Here is a 21,228-nt window from a genome sequence, read left to right on the forward strand (position 1 = left end):
ATTTATTCCAATTCACTAATAACGATATTTCTCTAACACGCGGCTGATACCGTTACCCAACATGCTAATAATTAAAATCACCAATACCGTTGCCATCCCCGGTAGAATCACCGTCCAAGGCGCTAAATAAATTAATTCCAAAGAATCTCTGATCATTGCACCCCATTCTGGAGTCGGGCTTTGCGCCCCCAACCCAATAAAACTCAGCGAACTGATATCTAATACTGCAATCATAAAAATATGTGCCGACTCTTTTACTGCAACAGAAGTTAAATTCGGCAGCACCACTTCTTTAATTAAATCCCAACGTGTTGCACCATCTAAACGTAATGTGGTGACATACTCTCGTTTCAGTTCTTGTTCCGTCGCTTGATAAATTTTATGGATAAAATGCGGAAGCATAGCTAATGAAATCGCCAACATCGCATTGATTAAACTCGCTTCCATTAAGGTGGCGATAATAATCGCAATAATCAAAATCGGGATAAATAAGAATGTATCAAATAAGTGTCCGATAAAGGAAAATGACTTGCGACTTGTACCGGCAACAACACCGATAATCCCACCAATAACACCGATTACGATACTAATAACCAATGCGGAACCAACCGTATAATAAAAGCCATATAACATACGGCTAAAAATATCACGCCCCAAATCGTCTGTGCCGAAAAAATGGCTAATTTGTCCTCTATCATCCCAAGATGGCGGCATTAATTCAAAACCAACAAATTGCGTGTCAGCCTGATAAGGTGATACTGCATGACCAAAAAAAACTAACAACAATAGTGCTATAAAAAGATATACACTGGTTAAAGCTAATTTATCTTTGCGTAGCTGAAATAGAAACTGTCTAAAGTAATCCGATTCTCTAAATTGTTCCGGCTCTTCTCTATTTAACATACCAATCCTTTTTCTGTGAAGGGTCTAACACGGTTGTAATCACGCCAACCAATAGATCCATAACAAGCACAAACAACCCGATTGCCATTACACCTGCCGAAATTGCATTATAATCTTGTGCCGAAAGCGCATTAATCAGCCATAACCCAATGCCACCCCAGCTGAAAATATTTTCAATTAACATAGAAAACGCAAAAATTAAGGTGAAATTTCTCGCACTCATCGGAATAAGTGCTGGCAACGTATTATGCAGAATATGTGCACGCCAAATTTTGAAAGGCGACCATCCCCGAGTTTGAGCTACTTTAATATAGTTTTGCTTCATCACATATTCAGCACGTTGACGGGTAAAACGAATTACCTCCAACGTCGCGGGCACGGATAAAATTAAAGCCGGTAATGCCAAATGATGTAATACACTTTGCATCATTTTTAATTTATACGGCGAATCAGCAAGAAAAATATCCAATAATCGGAAGCCGGTAACCGGTGAAATTTCATAAATAGGATGCAATTCTCCCACTGCCGAAATTGCCCACTGGTTGCTTGAGGCATAATAAAGAACCACTATCGCCAACCAATACATTGGTAACGCCAAACTGAGCGAACCGAGTGTTGCAAGTACTTTTCCGGATAAATGATCACGAAAAGCCGCAGAAAATAAACCCAGTGGCAAACCAATAATTAGCGAAACCAATAGTGCTGCGATACATAAAGATATTGTTGCAGGAAATACGTTCAAAATTTGGTTGGCAATTGCTTCACCATTACTATAACTGATACCGAGATCACCTTGCGCAAGCCCTTCCACATAGCTCATATAAGCATTAATGCCTTGTAAATCCATAAAGTGATTAAGCGGATCTCTTAACAAAATGTTATAACTGATTAGTGTTAAGATAAACAAGGTAATCAAGGTTAAAAATAAACGACGAATTAACGCTAATAACACGGCTATTTCTCTTCATGTTTTAATTTTAAATCTGCCAAACGAACCTGACCAAACGGTGTAACTTGTGCATTCTCAACACGAGAATTCACCAGTAAAACACGGTTACCGTTTACTAGCGGTAAGACAGGTAATTGCTGTTCCAGAATATTTTGTGCTAAGCGATACAATAAATGACGTACATAAGGCAGCTCGTTTCCTTTTGCCATTTCTAGCCAACGGTCAAATTCCGGATTACACCAGTTGGCTAAGTTTGTCAGTTCATTTTGTGAACGACACGCCAAGATTGGTGTAAGAAAAGCATTCGGGTCAAGATTATTCGCTAACCAACCGGTTAAAATCATATCGTAGTCTGCCTTTCCTACTTCAGCAAATTGTGCAACATACGCTCGACTAACCGGTTTTATCTCCACCTCAATGCCAATCTTGGCTAAATCCGCACTGATCAATTCCGCCATTTTTTGTGGATGTAAATTATAAACTCGGCTTTCATCCAGCACCCAAAGCTGCAAGCGGTCAAATTTCTCGCTATTTTCACCCGTTATTTCAGGCTGTTGATAAGGGTAACCGTCATGATTTTTCGCTGGGTACAAAAGCGGCGGTAAAGTATTTTGTGCAACTTGAGCTGAGCCATAAAAAAGAACATCGGCAATCCGCTCTCGATTAATCGCTTGTGCGATCTTACGGCGAAATTGAATATCTTGCATACGAGGTTTCTGCGTATTGAACGCTAAAAACGCTAAATTAGCCCCTGAAGTTTCAACAATTTCCTCTTTAGCTACGACAGAAAGTTGACTAGGTTCAGGCAATGCCACCACATCACATTCACGATTAAGGTATTTAGCAATTCGCCCCGCACTATTGGTCGAAACATCGATCACCATATTCGGTATATGCGCTTTTTTACCCCAATATTTATTATGCGGTTTTAGGCGAACATATTCATTTGCAACGTAATCATTCAGTTGATATACCCCTGTCCCAACCGGCAATAAATCAAGTTGCGCTAAATTCTCGTCAGCATTTAATTGCAAAGCGTATTCTTTAGACAAAATCACCGCATATTGACTAGCTAAATGGGCCAAAACCGAATTGTCCGCTTCCACTAAATGGATCTTAACAGTGTAATCATTAGGTGCAGTAATTTTTTTAATCTTATTTTTTAATGCTACGCTTTCAAAATAAGGATAATGCGCTAAGTTCGCTTTAAATTGATAGGCATAGTGTTGATTTTGCTGAAACTCTGCTCTTCCCCCTTCAGTAAAATCCAACGCCGGTAACTCTTCAACATAGCCAATAATACGGTTAAGAGAGAAAACCACATCTTCCGCATTAAAATTACGTGTCGGCGTAAACCATGATGTGGTATGAAACGCAACTTTACGGCGTAAATGTAATGTAATCACCTTCCCATCATCGCTAATACTAAAACGCTCTGCCAATGCCGGTTTGAGGGAATTCGATTTCGCATCAAATTCAAATAACTTATCGTAAATTTGTTCGGTAACGACATTCATATTGGTACCGACATCCGCCTTTTGCGGATTAAATGAAAACCCCAACACACCGGTACAATAAACAAGGCTTTCATTACGCAACTCTTTAGGCACTCTCGGGGCTGCAAAAGCGGTCGAATTTAATCCGAAAATTGCAAAAATCATCCCTAATTTTACCGCTGTACCGATAAAAGATTTCATAATACTTACACCTTGTTACTTACTGATACCGTAGGCTCGTAATTTATTCGCTACCGCCGTATGCGAAATTCCCAAACGTTGTGCAAGCTTTCGCGTACTTGGATATTGCGCATAAAACTTGCGTAATAATGTTGCTTCAAAGCGGTTGACCAATTCTTCTAATGTCTCACCATTATCCGCAATTTGAATATCGTCTGATTTCGGTTGATGATGCGGTAAATTGAGATCCTTCACAGCTAAACGGTAGCTATGCGCAAGGGTACAAGCTCGATAAATGGCGTTGTATAACTCACGTAAATTGCCCGGCCAATGGTAGTCTTTGAGCGCTTGTAAAAAATCATTATCATATTCTAATTTGCTAATGCCTAGTTGCTCACTGACTTGGGTAATAAAACGATCCGCTAAAAGCGAGATATCCGCATGACGTTCACGTAACGGCGGTAAATCTAATGTCAGCACATTTAAACGATGATATAGGTCCTCTCGAACTTTACCTTCCGCCACTAATAACGAAAGTGCTTTTTGCGAAGTACAGATCACACGAACATCAACATGAACCTCTTTGTCTTCACCTACACGGCGAAACGAGCCGTCATTTAAAAAACGCAACAATTTCGCCTGCATTTCAAGTGAAAGTTCTGCTATTGAATCAAGCAAAACCGTTCCACCATTAGCATACTCAAAAAAGCCTATGTTTTCTTTGCCGTTGCCACGATGACCGAACATTTCAGTTTCCGCTTCATCTGCCGGCAGCCCTGCACAGTTGACCGCAATAAACTTATGCGCTCTGCGATCACTCAGCTCATGACAAGCTTTGGCAAACACATCTTTGCCGGTACCGGTTTCCCCCTGAATCAATAAAGGTGCATCTAACAATGCGAATTTCTTCGCCTGAGCAATCACAGCTTTCATATTTTCACTTTCCGCAATCAAATGAGAAAAACCTGCCGTATTTTCGGTAAATTCAGCCTTAGTCACCCCTGCAAGCGGTCTAATTTCAGCTAAAATTTGCGCCTGTTGCTGATCTGATAACAAATCAAACTTGGCTTGCATTCCTGATTCAGTGAATGTGATATTTTGAATCGATTGATTCTGTTTAGCCGATAAATGCATCAAAGATTCGGCAACCGTTAGTTTTTCTGTACATTCAATCAATAATTGCATAAGAAACTCGCCTTGTATCCACTAGGGTTAACAAATAATTGTGCGTAATCATACTCTGAAAAAGCTTTTTTGGAAACTTTTGTTTACAAATCGTTTCGGAAAAATTCAGTGCATTTTTATTTACTTTATATCAACAATCCCCTACACTTTTATGAACTTCACTCCATGGCAAACACCAAAAATGAGTGATTTAGTTTACAAATTTTTAATAAGGGACCTTTTATGTACTTAGAACAAATTAAAGCAGAGCTACAAGAAGCGGCTGACGTACTCGATAAATTTATGAATGATGAAAATAACATTAAACTCATTCAAGAAGCAGCACTTTTAATCTCAAATAGCTTTAAGCAAGGTGGTAAAGTGTTGTCTTGCGGTAATGGCGGTTCACATTGTGATGCAATGCATTTTGCAGAAGAGCTAACCGGTCGCTACCGTGAAAACCGTCCGGGTTATCCGGCTATTGCGATTTCGGACGTAAGCCACTTAAGCTGTGTAAGTAACGATTTTGGTTATGAATATGTATTTTCTCGCTACTTAGAAGCGGTAGGTCAAAAAGGCGATGTATTATTTGGCTTATCAACTTCAGGCAATTCTAAAAACGTACTTAATGCGATCAAAGTTGCAAAAGAAAAAGGTATGAAAGTAATTGCGATGACCGGTAAAGACGGTGGTCAAATGGCGGGTTTAGCGGATGTAGAAATTCGTGTCCCGCACTTCCGTTATGCTGACCGTACTCAAGAAATCCATATTAAAGTTATTCATATTTTAATGATGTTAATTGAATTCGAGATGGCAAAAGCAGCTTAATTTCCATACTTAAAAAGGCGTTCAAATGAACGCCTTTTCTCTTACTAAAAGCGGTCAAATTTCACTATTTTTTTACAAACCGCTTGAGTTGAATATCATTATGTTACTTAAGATCGTTTTTCTCAATCATTTTATAAGGTACTCTTAACACCCGATCTTTTAGCTGCCATGCTGTTCCTTCATCTACTTTTTTCCCTTTCACTAAATTCTCACTAAAAGTAAGGATCGCCTTGCTCTGACTCACCCAGTCATTTTGAATTGTACCGGCTAACGCTCCCATTTTAATTAAATTTAATGCAGCAGGGATTCCGTCAACACCATAGATCGGTACAAGTTTTCCCTGCGTTGCGGCGGCTTCCAATGCACCGATAGCCATTGCATCATTATTCGCAATAATTACCTCAATTTTTTCTTTATGCGGTGTCGCAAACCATGCACTCACTTTTTCTTTTGCCATACCGGTTTGCCATTGTGCCGACTCTAACGCTAGCATTTGCGAACCGGGAATGAGTTGCTCTAATTGTTGCGATACCACTCTGGTTCGTAATTCTGCATCGGGATGCCCATTTTCCCCTTTTAGCAGTGCATATTGAATTTTTCCGTCTTTATTCAAATCATATTGAGGGTTGACTTTCCACTGTTTAGCAACCATTTCCGCTTGTAATTTTGCAATTTCACTCGGATCTGAACCAATATAGTAGGCATGGTCATAGCTCTCCAATGCCTGACGTCCCGGATCTTTATTGAATAAAATAATCGGTACATTACGATCTATCGCCTTACCGATAACAGTTCGCCAAGCATTTTGATCTACTAAATTTACCGCTAAAACTTTCACTTTCTGCTCGAGTAAAGTTTCAACCTGATTATTTTGTGCAAACTGTGAATTTTGTGCATCGTTCATTAATACGGAAAGTTGGTGTTTAGCAGCGTTTCTTTCTAATTCACTACGCATTAGCTGGATAAAATTATCGTCATAGCGATAAAGTGTTACCCCAATTTTATCTTGCGCCATACCGGTATTTATTAAACCGATACCTAAACTTGCAATTAAAGAATAAACCATTACATTTTTCATAATATGCTCCCCGTATTTTACAACTACGACTTTTTATGCCGTTTAAAACGTAATTTGATACTACACCGATTATCCTAGAAATAATGTGAGCTAGTTCACAAAATATAGAATTTAATCGTTTGCGCTGTACAAAATTTCAAGAAAATAGCAATAAAAAAAGCGGTGTAATTTACAAAAAATTTTGTAAATTACACCGCTTAATTCTGATTGTTTAAACTATTTTACTGACTTTCTTGATAATAAAATCAGAACTAACATCATCATACCCGTTGCTATAAACCCGAATAATGCTGATTCAGTAAAACCAACCACTAAATAACCGACAATTGCCGCCGTCGCAACTAATAATGCGTAAGGTAACTGTGAAGTTACATGGTCAATATGATTACACTGCGCACCGGTTGAAGATAAGATTGTCGTATCTGAAATTGGCGAGCAGTGATCACCACAAACCGCACCCGCCATCACCGCTGACATACATGGAATTAGTAAACCGGTATCCACATTGATTGCCATACCTGCTGCAATCGGTAACATAATACCGAATGTTCCCCAACTGGTTCCTGTCGCGAATGCCATTACTGTGGCTAATACAAATAAAATCGCTGGTAAAAATGCCGGATCAATATTGCCTGCTACTAATGTAGAAAGGTAATCACCGGTGTGCATATCTTTTACAACGCTACTAATCAACCATGCAAGTGCTAAAATTGCGATTGCACCGAACATCGACTTACAACCGCTCCAAATAGCTTTTGGATAATCAGCCAAATCAATTAAACCTAATGTACATAATATTACTGCTACTACACCTGCTGAACCACCGATCACTAATGAAAGATTAACATTCGTGTTTTCAAATGCACCCAGTAAACTAAATGTGTCTAATGCTTGCGCACCAGTATAAATCATTGATGAAACGGTCGTTACCATCAATACTAAAATAGGGACAATTAATGCATAAACTCGACCTTTGCTTTCAACAACTTCATCTTGCGTATGATGCTCCGAAGTTTGAGCTGAACGCTCAAAACGAGCCATTGAGCCAATATCAAATGAACTATAAGAAACGAAAAATACTAGCAGTAATGCAAAAATCGCATAAAAGTTCATCGCACTCATTGAGATAAATGCACTCATTGCCGTATATTCAGTAATATTATAAGTAACTAATAAACCGCCAATGGTTGCAATAATAGATGCACCCCAACTTGATACCGGCATTAATACACACATCGGTGCTGCGGTAGAATCTAAAATATAAGCAAGTTTAGCTCGTGATACTTTAAATTTATCAGTAACAGGACGAGCAATTGCACCAACCGCTAAACTATGGAAATAATCATCAATAAACGTAACGAACACTAAACAAGCCGTCAGTAATTTTGCCCCACGTCTATTCTTAATATGCTTTCTCGCCCAATTAGCAAAAGCTTGGTTACTTCCCGAATAAGTTAATAATGAAGTAAATATACCTAATAATAGTAAGAAAATAATAATTTGTAATTTACCTAATGACCATTTACCCTCTGAATAAACTAAACCGACTGCTATATTCTTTAAATAAGCGAAGCCGTCCATAAATTCCGGTGCGAGCATAAATGCGCCGACTAAAATTCCGACTCCTAAAGAAAATAAAACTTTACGAGTAGCGATAGCTAAAATTAGCGCAAGTGCTGCAGGTGCAATTGACCATATAGAACTTGAATAATCAACTAAATTCATAAAACCTCTAAAAATATAACTTTGTAATGAAATTGCAAGTCAAACAAAGAAGAGGATCTACTGAAATGATTTATGCGAACTGCATAATAATATAAAGGTGGGCAATATGAATAAGAAAAATATGAACCAACCCTAACAGTAGCACTCCGTAACAGTTGATGTTACGACAGTGTCGTCCCTTTCGGTAACGACCCCAACCAATTAAGATGACGCTTAACTGATTTCGGCAAATACGCCTTTCCTTCTTCCTCATCGTTTTCCACTCAGAAAAAATACTTATCGGATTTGCACCTCTACAATTTGTAGGACTCTGTAAGATTACCTTAATATTGACGGCTTGCCAATAGCTAAATTCAACTATTTAAGCAAGATTAATAGTCGAATCATTCAAATAGAGGTCTTATCTCAATCAATTAGATTATATTCAATAAATTATTTGTTTACCTTAAAAATATATTCCGTTAATATATGTTCAATTCTGGAGTATTTCTTCTTTCTAGAATTCACACAATAACTAAATTATTATATTTTAAATATGGTCTTTATTTGGAGATGAAAATGTCTGATATCTTAAAAACGTTATCAAATATTCGCAGCTTGCGTGTAATCGCACGTGAAACTTCATTAGAACAATTAGAAGCTTTACTTGAAAAAGTTACTATTGTTGTTGAAGAAAAACGTCAAGCAGTACAAGCGCAAGAACTTGAACAAGCTAAATTTATGGAAGGTCTGAACAAGTATAAAGAATTACTTGAAAAAGACGGTATTTCTGCTGAAGAGCTTGCAGTTTTACTTGGTAGCGTGTCTGAGCGTAAAAAACGCGAACCACGTCCACCTCGTCCTGCGAAATATAAATTCGTTGATGAAAACGGTAATGAAAAAACTTGGACAGGTCAAGGTCGTACACCTAGCCCAATTCAAAAAGCATTAGATGCGGGTAAATCGTTAGAAGATTTTGCAATCTAATCACTATCTCGTTATTAGGGGGCTATTTAGCCCCCTATTTTTTTACCTCAAAATAAGTATTTTTACTCAAAAAGTTTCGTTTTGAAATATATTTCGAAAGCTTATAAGAATTTATAATTTCATTTATTAACACAGATATTATTTTTATTTAATAAATTAAATACAAATTTAATTATTTATACTTCATTCTCACTATTATAAAGTTATTAATAATTATTTATTCACTCAGAATCTCATAACCTTCCCTTTAGCCACCAAACCGCTCTCTCATACGCTGCAAAGTTAACTCTTTTAGGTTATATTTAAAAACAATGTTAAATTTTGTTATTTTTTGTTGATTTATTTTTAAGCAATTAAGCAACAAAAGTGTGATCCTGGTCATAATTTGAAACAAACCTACTATTCTTTTACAAAAACTCACATAAAATGCATACACCCAAAAAGTTAACATTTTTTTAACTTATAACATCATTATCGCTCTGCGAGGTTTTTATGGCTCTTTTCCTTAGTATATTCCCGATTGTTTTACTTATTTACTTAATGGTAAAACGTAATGCATTACCATCATATGTTGCTCTCCCTTGGGTTGCCGTGGTGGTTTTAATTATTCATCTTTTATTCTTCGCGACAGATATTACTGTTATCAGTGCAAATATCGCTTCAGCGATAATGTCAGTATTAACCCCTATTACCGTTATTTTTGGTGCGATTTTATTTAATCGTTTCTCTGAAGCATCAGGTGTAACAAATACATTACGTAAATGGTTAGGTACGATTAACCCAAATCCGGTTGCACAACTTATGATTATCGGTTGGGCATTTGCATTTATGATTGAAGGTGCGAGTGGTTTCGGTACGCCAGCAGCGATTGCAGCACCAATCCTTGTAGGCTTAGGCTTTAATCCAATTAAAGTCGCAATATTGGCATTAATTATGAACTCTGTGCCGGTATCATTCGGTGCAGTAGGTACACCAACTTGGTTTGGTTTCGGCTCTCTCAATTTAGCTGAAGCACAAATTCTTGAAATCGGTTCAATGACAGCGCTTATCCATGCCTTTGCCGCATTAGTTATTCCGGTGATTGCATTAAGTTTTATCGTAAGCTGGAAAGAAATCCGTCAAAATATAGTCTTTATTTACTTAAGCGTATTTGCTTGTGTAGTACCTTACTTCTTACTTGCTCAAATAAACTATGAATTCCCATCATTAGTCGGTGGTGCAATCGGCATGTTTATTTCGATTTTCCTTGCGAATAAAGGCGTAGGTTTAGCTAAAGTTGAAAATACACTAGATAGCGCAGTATCAATGAAAGATGTAGCAAAAGCATTGCTTCCAACCGGTTTATTAATCGGCTTCTTAATTGTAACTCGTATTCAGCAGTTACCATTTAAAGCAATGATGAATGACACAACAACTTGGATTGCAACTCAATTAGGCTCATTAGGTCAATTTGAAATCAGTCACGGTTTAGTCTTTAGCTTAAAAAATATTTTTGGCACAGCTGTAAACGCAAGCTATAAACTACTTTATGTGCCTGCACTGATTCCGTTTGTCGTAACCGTATTAATCTGTATTCCGCTATTTGCATTAAACGGTTCAAAAGTAAAAGAAGTGTTTGCCGGTAGTTTTAAACAAACCAAAAATCCATTTATCGCATTAATCGGTGCATTAATCATGGTTAACTTAATGTTAGTCGGCAATGACGGTTCAATGGTAAAAATTATCGGTAAAAGCTTTGCTGAAGCAACCGGTGAATACTGGACAATCTTTGCTTCGTACTTAGGTGCGGTAGGTGCATTCTTCTCCGGTTCTAATACTGTATCTAACTTAACTTTCGGTAGCGTACAGTTATCAACCGCAGAAATTACCGGTTTATCAACTTCATTAGTACTTGCGCTACAATCTGTAGGTGGTGCAATGGGTAACATGGTATGTATTAATAATATCGTTGCGGTTAACTCTGTATTGAATATTCAAAATCAAGAAGGTGCAATCCTTAAGAAAACCGTAGTACCAATGTTTATCTATGGTGTTATTGCAGCCGTTGTTGCATTAACGATTATTCCTCTCTTCTTTAACGTTTAACATTAAAGTAGTAGAGCAAAAAGTTAACAAGGCGTGCTACACTACGCCTTGTTCAAGCGGTTAAATTTAACCTCTTTTTTACAAATTATTAATCAAAAGGAAGTCCAACGGCTTCCTTTTGTCATTTATAGCTTTCTAAATACGATTATTTCTTATTTTTATTTAAGTGGGAGTTCTTTATGAACGTAAATTTCTATGTCACCTGTATTGCGGATATCGTCAAAGCAGGTGTGGCAAAAAACAGTGTATTATTACTTGAAAAACTTGGCTGTAATGTCATTTTCTTAGAAAAACAAGGCTGTTGCGGGCAACCAGCGATTAACAGTGGTTATGCAAAAGAAGCGATTAGCGGTATGAAAACATTGGTAGAAACCTTTGAAGTCAATGACTACCCTATCGTTGCACCGGCAGGTTCTTGTGTTTATGCAATTAAGAACTATCCTGAGTATTTCAATCGCTTTGGCGAAACAGAATGGGCAAAACGTGCTGAAAAAGTCGCTGCACGTTTTTATGATCTCACTGATTTTATTGTTAACGTTTTAAAAGTAGAAAACGTTGGCGCTCGTCTTACCGGTAAAGCGGTTTACCATCCTTCTTGTAGCTTAACTCGCAAACTTGGTGTTGTGAATGAGCCCCTCACACTTCTACAAAATGTTAAAGGTTTAGAGCTTTTACCTATTCATAACCAACAAACCTGTTGCGGTTTCGGCGGAACATTCTCAGTAAAAATGGCTGAAATCTCAGGCGAAATGGTGACTGAAAAAGTTGTAAATATTACCGAAGTAGAACCTGAATATTTAGTGGGTGCGGATGTTAGCTGCTTAATGAATATTGCCGGCCGTTTAAGCCGTGAAGGTAAAAACGTAAAAGTTATGCATATTGCAGAAGTATTAATGCAAGAATAAAAGGGGAATTACCAATGTCACATTTACAAACAAGTACACTCCCGTTTAAACAACGTGTTGAACAACAAGTACATAATGAAGTAATGCGTAAAGCGGTTGTGAAAGCACAAGAAACAATCGGCGCAAACCGCCAAAAAATGGTGGATGAATTAGGTCATTGGGAAGAATGGCGTGATCTTTCAAAACAATTCCGTAATCACGTGCTTGCGAACCTAGACGCTTATTTATATCAATTAAGTGAAAAAGTAACACAAAACGGCGGTAAAGTATTCTTCGCAGAAACAGCGGAAGAAGCAAGTGAGTATATCCGCAAAGTTGCGCTTGAGAAAAAAGCGAAAACTATCGTTAAATCAAAATCAATGGTAACCGAAGAAATCGGCTTAAACCACGTGTTAGAAGCGGAAGGCATGAAAGTGGTTGAAACCGACTTAGGTGAATATTTATTACAAATCGTAGGTGACAAACCTTCACATATCGTTGTGCCTGCGATCCACAAAGATCGTCACCGTATCCGTAAAGAATTACATGAAGTATTAGGTTACGAAGGCACCGAGCAACCGGAAGAGATGAACGCTTTTGTGCGTAAAACATTACGTAAAGATTTCCTAGAAGCTGACATTGGTATCTCAGGTTGTAACTTTGCCGTACCGGAAACCGGTTCTGTTTGTTTAGTCACCAATGAAGGTAACTTACGTTTAGCGACAACCTTACCCAAAACGCATATTGCAGTAATGGGGATGGAACGTTTAGCACCAACCTTCAAAGAAGTAGATGTGCTAATGACAATGCTTTGCCGTAGTGCGGTAGGCGCAAAACTCACCGCATATAATACGTGGTTAACCGGCCCTCGTCTTGAAGGCGAAACGGATGGACCGGAAGATTTCCACCTTGTTATTGTAGATAACGGTCGTTCAAAAATCTTAGAAAGCGAATTCCAAGAAGTTTTACGCTGTATCCGTTGTGGTGCGTGTTTAAATACTTGTCCGGCTTACCGCCAAATCGGTGGTCACGGCTACGGTTCTATCTATCCGGGCCCAATCGGTGCGGTTATTTCACCACTTTTAGGCGGATACGATGAGTTTAAAGAATTACCTTACGCTTGTTCATTATGTACTGCGTGTAACAGTGTATGTCCGGTGAAAATTCCTTTAGCACAATTAATTCTCAAACATCGTGAGAAAATTGCCGATGCCGGCTTAACACCACTTACAGAGCGTCTTTCAATTAAAGGTTTCACTTTTGCCAACTCAAATCCGGGCATTTGGAATATGGGCGTGAAAATCGGTGCTAAAGTTGCTGGTAAATTTATCCGAAACGGTAAAGCACCGGTCAATTTTGGCGCGTTAGCGGAATGGACCAAAGCACGTGATTTACCGAGTGCTGAAGGCGAAAGTTTCCGTGAATGGTTTGCAAATCGTAAATAATTTAAATTACACCACATAAAATAGCACGTAACTAGGTAAACAAGCGGTCATTTTCAACCAAAAATTTGTAAAAAATTAGCAAAATTACACCGCTTGTTCTTCCTATAATAGCTAACGTGGTCAACACAGGACAGAGCAATGGACTTACAAAATCGTGAAAACTTTTTAAATAGATTGGCGCAGCGTATGGGCAGAGAACGTAAACTCGTTCCGGATCAAATGGATACGCCAGTAAACGATCACCCTACAACCCGTTTAACCCATCTTTCTCAACAAGAGCTTTGTGATGAGTTTATGAATTTCGCTAAGGTGTTATTAGTGGATGTGGTTGAAACGAAAGAAGCGGACGTAGCACAAGCAGTATTAGACGTTTGTGAAAAATACGGTGGCGGAAGCATCGTGTTAAATAATGATACTCGCTTAGAAAGCTTAGGCATTACCGAAGCGGTGAAAGCTAAATTTGATAGCTATGTGTGGGATTTTACCAACCGTGAAGCGAATATTTCTCACGCAGAAAAAGCGAATATCGGTATCGTACATGGCGAATACGGCTTAGCGGAATCCGGCGGTATCGTGCTATTTGCTAGCAAAGATAACGGCCGTTCAACCAGTCTTTTACCTACAACCTCTATCGTGGTGGTACGTAAAAGTGCCGTGTTACCACGTGTAGCACAACTGGCGCAACTGCTACGTCAAAAAGCGCAAGCCGGCGAACGTATGCCTTCTTGCGTGAATATTATTTCAGGTCCAAGTGCAACCGCTGATATTGAGTTAATCAAAGTAGTGGGGGTTCACGGCCCTGTGTCAAAAATCTATGTGGTCATTGATGACTTAGCATAAATAAACAAGCGGTCTATTTCTGCAATTTTTTTGCAAAATTAGACCGCTTATTTTTTAGTTCTTGTCATACTAAGACTTAATTTCTCGAGAAGCAACTTGCTCGAGCGTTTCGGGTTTGGTATCCATAAGAAAATCCCAAAGCATACCTAAACGCGCAAAAAACTCTCTAATCCGTACTTTTATATGTCCTTCTGGATATTTAGCCGCAAAGCACACCGCATCAATATGGTGATATTTCGCAATAAATAACGCCCTTTCACAATGGAATTGTTGAGTGACAATAACAAACGGTTCTAGCTTATACACTTCGCGCGCTCTTACAATGGAATCTAACGTTCGATAACCAGCAAAATCTTGCTTAATTTGTTCCTTCCGTGCTCCCATTCGACGTAAATCATTTTGCATCACTTTAGGTTCATTATAGTAAGGTGTTTTATTATCACCGCTCACCAACAAATGGCTTACTTTGCCATGTTTTAGTAATGACATCGCCGCTTCTAAGCGATATTTATAGTATAAATTAGGTGAACCTTTAGCATAATATTTTGATGTGCCTAACACGACCGCATCATTGTATTTAGGTAATTTATCAATATCGGTATAAATGCGATCTTTTACATAAATGCCAGTGGCACCATCAATTACCAATACGAATAATGTCAAAATCACGCTGACCCAAGCTGCACATACCATACTCTTTGCAAAAAAGCGCCCACACCTTTTATAGAAAGGCGTTTTTACGATCTCTTTTGCTGTATGTTGCTGGGTTAATTCCATTTTCTGTCTATTCAATGCTAAAGCCAATTAATATATTCGTCTGAAAGCAGACAAATTTTTCAAACAAATGTTCAAGTTATTAGCATAACCTAGCAAGTTAAAATTGCAAGTATAACCTCACCCAGAATTCTAGACGTTTAGACGTCTAAAATTCCTTGACAAATAGCTTGCCTATCGCTACCTTACGCATATTAGAGACGTTTAGACGTCTAAATACAATAATGACAAGCGGTCGGATTTCTACCGTAATTTGCAAACCTTAGGAATATCAATGGCTCATAGCATTACTCTCTTTCAAGATTCGCCCTTAACTCTCGCACTTGGCGGTGAATTATCACCTATTGAGGTTGCTTATCAGACTTATGGAAAGCTGAATGCAGACAAAAGCAATGCCGTATTGCTTTGTCATGCCTTAACCGGTGATGCGGAGCCTTATAAAAATGTGCCGGAACAAGGCTGGTGGCAAGATTTTATCGGTGCCGGTTTAGCCTTTGATACGGATCGTTATTTCTTTATCTGTTCAAACGTATTAGGCGGTTGTAAAGGGACAACCGGGCCTTCGTCGATTAACCCACAAACCAATAAGCCTTACGGTAGCCTATTTCCGGTAATTACGGTACAAGATATCGTTCAAGTACAAAAAGCTTTGTTAGATGCGTTAGGTATTTCCCATTTGCATGCGGTTGTCGGCGGCTCATTCGGCGGAATGCAAGCAACACAATGGGGCATTACATATCCAGACTCGGTCGATAATATTATTAACCTTTGTTCTTCACTTACTTTCAGTGCAGAAGCCATTGGCTTTAATCATGTGATGCGCCAAGCGATCATCAATGATCCCAACTTTAACAATGGGGACTACTATGAAGGTTTGCCGCCGGATAACGGTTTGAAAATCGCACGAATGCTTGGAATGTTAACTTATCGTACCGATGTACAGCTTGCCCGAGCATTTGGACGAGAAACCAAGCAACAAAGCGAAATTTGGGGCGACTACTTCCAAGTCGAGTCTTATTTGAGTTATCAAGGGGTAAAATTTTTAGACCGCTTTGATGCGAATAGTTATTTACGCTTATTACGAGCATTGGATTTATATGACCCTGCTCTCGGTTATGCAAATGAACAAGAAGCGCTACAGCGCATTAAAGCAAAATATACGTTAGTCGGTGTTACCAGCGATCAACTGTTTAAGCAGATTGATCTGCATAAAAGTAAACAACGTCTTGAGAATGCCGGTGTACAAGTGAATTATTACGAATTCCACTCGAACTTTGGGCATGATGCTTTTTTAGTGGATTATGCGTTCTTTGAACCGATGCTCAAAAAAGGATTAGCCGGCTAAAAATAATTCAAACGCCTTTCGTTATCCTATCTTATAGAGGGATTTCTCTATCCCTCTTTAATTTCATATCACTACTTCAGTCTCTGCCTCTACATTGCTTTAACTAAATATGCTGATTTTTTACATATTTAGTTGCCGATTTTTAGCTATTTACGTATAAATTTAGCTATAATAGTCACTATTTTTATTCTAAGAGAAACGATTATGGCTACCATTAAAGATGTTGCTAAATTAGCGGGTGTATCGACAACGACTGTCTCTCACGTAATTAATAAAACCCGTTTTGTAGCAGAAGATACCAGTAAAGCAGTTTGGGATGCTGTTCAACAGTTAAACTATTCTCCAAGTGCAGTTGCCCGCAGCTTAAAAGTGAATACTACTAAATCCATCGGGATGATTATCACCACCAGTGAAGCGCCTTATTTTGCTGAAATTGTGCTAGCGGTAGAAGATTACTGCTATCAACAAGGCTATTCGCTGTTCTTATGTAATACACAAAATGAGCCGGAAAAAATCCAAAACCATTTGGATATGTTAATCAAAAAACGTGTGGATGGCGTATTAGTTATGTGTTCGGAATATACCCGTGACTCACTTGAGCTATTTAACGGCACAAATATTCCAATGGTAGTTATGGACTGGGGTAAAACCGATGAGAAAAGTGGTGTTATTTTAGATAACAGCTTTGAAGGCGGTTACCTTGCGACTCGTCATTTAATTGAAAACGGTCATACCGAGATTGGTGTGATTGCCGGCCAACTCACCAAGACTACCGCTAAAGAGCGTTATGAAGGTTTTGTAAAAGCAATGCAAGAAGCAAACTTACCGATTCGCCAAGAATGGGTACTTGAAGGTGATTTCGAACCTGAAGGCGGCTTTGAGCAAATGAATAACTTGCTTCGTTTAGATAAATTGCCAACCGCAGTTTTCTGCTTTAGTGATACAATTGCACTTGGTGCAATCTCTGCGTTAAGTGAAAAAGGTCTCACCGTGCCACACGATATGTCTATTATCGGCTATGATAATATTCATTCGTCACGTTTCTATTCACCGCCGCTGACAACGATTCACCAATCAAAATCTCGTTTAGGCGTAAAAGCATTAAACTTATTGTTGGAACGAATTAAAGCAGATAAATCACAATATCAGCCACAAACTATCGAATTCCATCCGGAATTAGTTTTACGTCGTTCTGTTCGTAATTTAAATAAATAAAATCAATTAAAAAGGAGTTGTATGCATGGAATTTTTAATTAGCTTTTTCAGTAGCTACGGTTACTGGGCTGTATTTTTAGTTCTCCTTGCGTGCGGATTTGGTGTGCCGATTCCGGAGGATATAACCTTAGTCTCCGGCGGCGTTATTTCAGGTTTAGGTTATACCAATGTACATTGGATGCTGGTTGTCAGTATGCTAGGCGTACTGGTTGGTGATAGTACGATGTATTGGTTAGGACGTATTTATGGTGAAAAAATTCGTCAATTTCCATTAATTCGTAATATTGTCACCGAAGAACGTTATCAAATGGTACAGGAACGTTTTGAAAAACAAGGCAATCGCCTGTTGTTTCTTGCTCGTTTCTTACCGGGGTTACGTGCGGTAGTTTATCTGGTATCAGGTATTACTCGTCGTGTGAGTTTTACTCGTTTTGTGCTGGTTGACTTCTGTGCGGCAATTATTTCAGTGCCGATTTGGGTTTACTTAGGTGATTACGGCGCCCAAAATCTTGATTGGCTACACGAACAGATTAAAAATGGCCAACATATTATTTTTGCAGGCTTAGGCGTGATTGCAATCTATGTAGGTTGGAAGTGGCATAAAGGTCGTAAAAAGAAACAAGCTTAATTTGATTTAGAAAAGACCGCTTACAAGCGGTCTTTTTTTGCTTAGAATTTGCAAAAAGAAACCCCAAAGCAAAAACTTTGGGGTTTGATTTAGTTTATTTACAAATTAAATATCTAACTGAGCATATAATGCATTGCTTTCGATAAAGTCACGACGAGGTTCGACTTCATCGCCCATTAAGGTGCTAAACAATTTGTCTGCTGCAATCGCATCGGTGATATTTACTTGTAACATCTTACGTGCCACCGGATCCATTGTGGTTTCCCATAATTGTTCCGGATTCATCTCACCTAATCCTTTATAGCGTTGAATAGTTAAACCTTTACGTGATTCACGTACTAACCAATCTAATGCTTCAGCAAAGCTGCTCACTTCTTGACGGCGTTCGCCACGCATTACATAAGCACTTGGCGATAATAAGTCATTTAACTCGTTGCCTAATGCAGTAATTTTTGCGTATTCGTTACTGCTGATAAAGTTAAAATCAAGACGATAAGTCGTGTCCATACCGTGAGTCGTTACCACAATTTCCGGCTCATACACTTGACGCTCGCTATTAAAGAACACTTCAGTACGATAGAAACTACCGCCGGTTTCTTTTTCCATTAACTTCGCCACAAACTGCTCATTCCAAGCGGTCACTTTTGCCTGATCTTTTGCAAATTCAGCCGAAAGCGCCGGGCTATAAATCAATTCGTTTAATAACGCAACCGGATAACGGCGGCTTAAGCGATCAAATAATTTTTGCACGCCATTATATTGTGAAATGAGGCTTTCAAGTGCTACACCGCTTAACGCTGGCGCACCTTCACTCACAAATAAACCTGCGCCTTCTAACGCAATATCAATCTCATATTGCGACATTTCATCATTATCTTGAATATAACGCTCTTGTTTGCCTTTCTTCACTTTATAAAGTGGCGGCTGAGCGATATAAATATAACCGTTCTCAATTAATTCCGGCATTTGACGGTAGAAGAAGGTTAATAATAACGTACGAATATGTGCACCATCCACGTCCGCATCGGTCATGATAATGATTTTGTGATAACGTAATTTCTCAATATTGTAATCATCACGACCAATACCTGTACCTAACGCCGTAATCAAGGTTGCCACTTCTTGTGAAGACAGCATTTTGTCGAAACGTGCTTTTTCAACGTTTAAGATTTTACCTTTTAACGGCAGAATCGCTTGGTTTTTACGATCACGACCTTGTTTTGCCGAGCCACCCGCAGAGTCACCCTCCACTAAGTAAAGTTCTGATAAGGCTGGGTCTTTTTCTTGGCAGTCCGCTAATTTACCCGGTAAGCCACCTAAATCCAACGCACCTTTACGACGTGTCATTTCACGCGCTTTACGCGCTGCTTCACGCGCACGCGCCGCATCAATAATTTTGGTTACGATATTTTTCGCATCGTCCGGATTTTCCGCTAAGTACTCCGCTAACGCTTCGTTCATTGAACTTTCAACCGCGCCACGCACTTCCGATGAAACTAATTTATCTTTCGTTTGTGATGAGAATTTCGGATCCGGTACTTTTACCGAAATTACTGCAACCAAGCCTTCACGAGCATCGTCACCTGACGCATCAATATTCGCATCCGCTTTCTTCACCACACCGCTGTTATCCATATAGTTTTTTAACGCACGGGTTAATGCACCACGAAAACCGGCTAAGTGCGTACCGCCATCACGTTGCGGAATATTGTTAGTAAAGCAGTAAACATTTTCGTTATAGCTGTCGTTCCACTGTAATGACACTTCAACACCGATGCCATCTTTCTCGGTTGAAAGATAGAACGGCGTGTTATGAATATGGGTTTTACCTTCGTTTAAATACTCAACGTACGCTTTAATACCGCCTTCATATTTGAAGTGTTCTTCTTTGCCGTCACGCTCATCCACTAAACGGATCGACACGCCTGAGTTTAAGAAAGAAAGCTCACGTAAACGTTTTGACAGAATTTTATATTCGAATTCGGTTTTATTTTTGAAGATATCTAAGCTTGGCCAAAAACGCACCATCGTACCTGTTTTGTCGGTATCACCAATGATCGTTAATGGCGCATCCGGCTCACCTAAGCTATAAAATTGCTCGTGAACATGGCCTTCACGGCGAATGGTTAGCTGTAATTTTGATGAAAGCGCATTTACCACCGATACGCCCACACCATGTAAACCACCCGATACTTTATATGAGTTATCGTCAAATTTACCGCCGGCGTGCAATACCGTCATAATCACTTCCGCTGCAGATACACCTTCTTCCGGGTGAATACCAACCGGAATACCACGTCCGTCATCTTGTACAGAAACCGAATTATCTGAATGAATGGTTACAATAATATCTTTACAGTGTCCTGCTAACGCTTCATCGATCGCATTATCTACAACCTCAAACACCATATGGTGTAAACCTGTACCATCATCGGTATCACCGATATACATACCCGGACGTTTACGTACCGCATCTAAGCCACGTAAGACTTTAATGCTCGAAGAATCATAACTATTTGTTTGATTTTGTTCAGACATTCGTTATTCCTATACTTTATGAAATGGAAAAAGGCTCTATTTCTCATCAAAAAATTTAAAGCCAAAAAATTGTGAAGATTATAGCAGAAAAATGCGGAAAAGTATTGAAAACAAGCGGTTAAAAAGCGGGAAAAATTTGTAAACCTAGCGAAAGAAAGGATTCGCTTGATGAATATAAAAGCGGC

The 21,228-nt window shown here is 38.9% G+C and carries 17 protein-coding genes and 1 riboswitch; of the genes, 9 read left to right on the forward strand and 8 right to left on the reverse strand.

Going from position 1 to position 21,228, the window contains the following annotated elements; genetic code table 11:
- Nucleotides 1-15: 15 nt before the first annotated feature.
- The 4 genes from ASU1_RS04805 to ASU1_RS04820 are packed head-to-tail and all read right to left on the reverse strand — an operon-like array spanning nt 16 to nt 4,713.
- Entirely contained in the window at nt 16-903 is an 888-nt protein-coding gene (locus ASU1_RS04805) for an ABC transporter permease subunit (protein WP_014991668.1), read from the reverse strand.
- On the reverse strand, nt 893-1,855 hold the full coding sequence (locus tag ASU1_RS04810) for an ABC transporter permease (RefSeq protein WP_014991669.1): 963 nt from the start codon (nt 1,853-1,855) through the stop codon (nt 893-895). Before ASU1_RS04810 ends, ASU1_RS04805 begins: the two co-directional genes overlap by 11 nt.
- Nucleotides 1,856-1,857: 2 nt before the next feature.
- Nucleotides 1,858-3,549, reverse strand: coding sequence for an ABC transporter substrate-binding protein (locus tag ASU1_RS04815; RefSeq protein ID WP_014991670.1), 1,692 nt, complete (start codon nt 3,547-3,549; stop codon nt 1,858-1,860).
- A 15-nt stretch (nt 3,550-3,564) separates the two neighbouring features.
- Nucleotides 3,565-4,713, reverse strand: a complete 1,149-nt coding sequence (locus ASU1_RS04820; RefSeq protein ID WP_014991671.1) for a sigma 54-interacting transcriptional regulator — start codon at nt 4,711-4,713, stop codon at nt 3,565-3,567.
- A 222-nt stretch (nt 4,714-4,935) separates the two neighbouring features.
- Between ASU1_RS04820 and lpcA the strand changes: the two genes are divergently transcribed.
- Entirely contained in the window at nt 4,936-5,520 is a 585-nt protein-coding gene (gene lpcA / locus ASU1_RS04825; RefSeq protein WP_014991672.1) for a D-sedoheptulose 7-phosphate isomerase, read from the forward strand.
- 103 nt (nt 5,521-5,623) lie between these two features.
- Here lpcA and ASU1_RS04830 read toward each other — a convergent pair whose 3' ends face one another.
- Nucleotides 5,624-6,598 carry a substrate-binding domain-containing protein gene (locus ASU1_RS04830; protein WP_014991673.1) on the reverse strand — a complete coding sequence of 325 codons (975 nt, stop codon included), beginning with the start codon at nt 6,596-6,598 and terminating at the stop codon, nt 5,624-5,626.
- A gap of 216 nt (nt 6,599-6,814) precedes the next feature.
- Entirely contained in the window at nt 6,815-8,323 is a 1,509-nt protein-coding gene (locus ASU1_RS04835) for a Na+/H+ antiporter NhaC family protein (RefSeq protein WP_014991674.1), read from the reverse strand.
- A 131-nt stretch (nt 8,324-8,454) separates the two neighbouring features.
- Nucleotides 8,455-8,627, reverse strand: a riboswitch (Lysine riboswitch).
- Nucleotides 8,628-8,881: 254 nt separating this feature from the next.
- Between ASU1_RS04835 and ASU1_RS04840 the strand changes: the two genes are divergently transcribed.
- From ASU1_RS04840 to ASU1_RS04860, 5 genes are all read left to right on the forward strand, one after another.
- Nucleotides 8,882-9,289, forward strand: coding sequence for an H-NS family histone-like protein (locus tag ASU1_RS04840; protein ID WP_014991675.1), 408 nt, complete (start codon nt 8,882-8,884; stop codon nt 9,287-9,289).
- Between the two features lie 492 nt (nt 9,290-9,781).
- Nucleotides 9,782-11,374 (forward strand): L-lactate permease, encoded by a 1,593-nt coding sequence (locus ASU1_RS04845; RefSeq protein WP_014991676.1) that lies wholly within the window; start codon nt 9,782-9,784, stop codon nt 11,372-11,374.
- Between the two features lie 179 nt (nt 11,375-11,553).
- On the forward strand, nt 11,554-12,279 hold the full coding sequence (locus tag ASU1_RS04850; protein ID WP_014991677.1) for a (Fe-S)-binding protein: 726 nt from the start codon (nt 11,554-11,556) through the stop codon (nt 12,277-12,279).
- 14 nt (nt 12,280-12,293) lie between these two features.
- On the forward strand, nt 12,294-13,703 hold the full coding sequence (locus ASU1_RS04855) for a LutB/LldF family L-lactate oxidation iron-sulfur protein (RefSeq protein WP_014991678.1): 1,410 nt from the start codon (nt 12,294-12,296) through the stop codon (nt 13,701-13,703).
- A gap of 138 nt (nt 13,704-13,841) precedes the next feature.
- The gene (locus tag ASU1_RS04860) at nt 13,842-14,543 is read left to right on the forward strand and encodes a LutC/YkgG family protein (RefSeq protein ID WP_014991679.1); all 702 of its coding nucleotides are present in this window, start codon (nt 13,842-13,844) and stop codon (nt 14,541-14,543) included.
- A 69-nt stretch (nt 14,544-14,612) separates the two neighbouring features.
- On the opposite strand, the gene ASU1_RS04865 is transcribed toward ASU1_RS04860, so the two are convergent.
- Complete coding sequence (locus ASU1_RS04865; RefSeq protein ID WP_014991680.1) at nt 14,613-15,320, reverse strand: SanA/YdcF family protein; 708 nt, start codon at nt 15,318-15,320, stop codon at nt 14,613-14,615.
- A gap of 271 nt (nt 15,321-15,591) precedes the next feature.
- Between ASU1_RS04865 and metX the strand changes: the two genes are divergently transcribed.
- The 3 genes from metX (at nt 15,592) to ASU1_RS04880 (ending at nt 18,505) form a co-directional block, all read left to right on the forward strand.
- Complete coding sequence (gene metX / locus ASU1_RS04870; protein ID WP_014991681.1) at nt 15,592-16,662, forward strand: homoserine O-acetyltransferase MetX; 1,071 nt, start codon at nt 15,592-15,594, stop codon at nt 16,660-16,662.
- 204 nt (nt 16,663-16,866) lie between these two features.
- Complete coding sequence (gene purR, locus ASU1_RS04875; protein ID WP_014991682.1) at nt 16,867-17,877, forward strand: HTH-type transcriptional repressor PurR; 1,011 nt, start codon at nt 16,867-16,869, stop codon at nt 17,875-17,877.
- A gap of 25 nt (nt 17,878-17,902) precedes the next feature.
- A complete protein-coding gene (locus ASU1_RS04880; RefSeq protein WP_014991683.1) occupies nt 17,903-18,505 on the forward strand; it encodes a DedA family protein in 603 nt (200 codons plus the stop codon).
- Between the two features lie 105 nt (nt 18,506-18,610).
- Here ASU1_RS04880 and gyrB read toward each other — a convergent pair whose 3' ends face one another.
- Nucleotides 18,611-21,043, reverse strand: a complete 2,433-nt coding sequence (gene gyrB, locus ASU1_RS04885) for a DNA topoisomerase (ATP-hydrolyzing) subunit B (RefSeq protein WP_014991684.1) — start codon at nt 21,041-21,043, stop codon at nt 18,611-18,613.
- Nucleotides 21,044-21,228 lie beyond the last annotated feature (185 nt).

The organism is Actinobacillus suis ATCC 33415, assembly GCF_000739435.1.
Lineage (GTDB): Bacteria > Pseudomonadota > Gammaproteobacteria > Enterobacterales > Pasteurellaceae > Actinobacillus > Actinobacillus suis.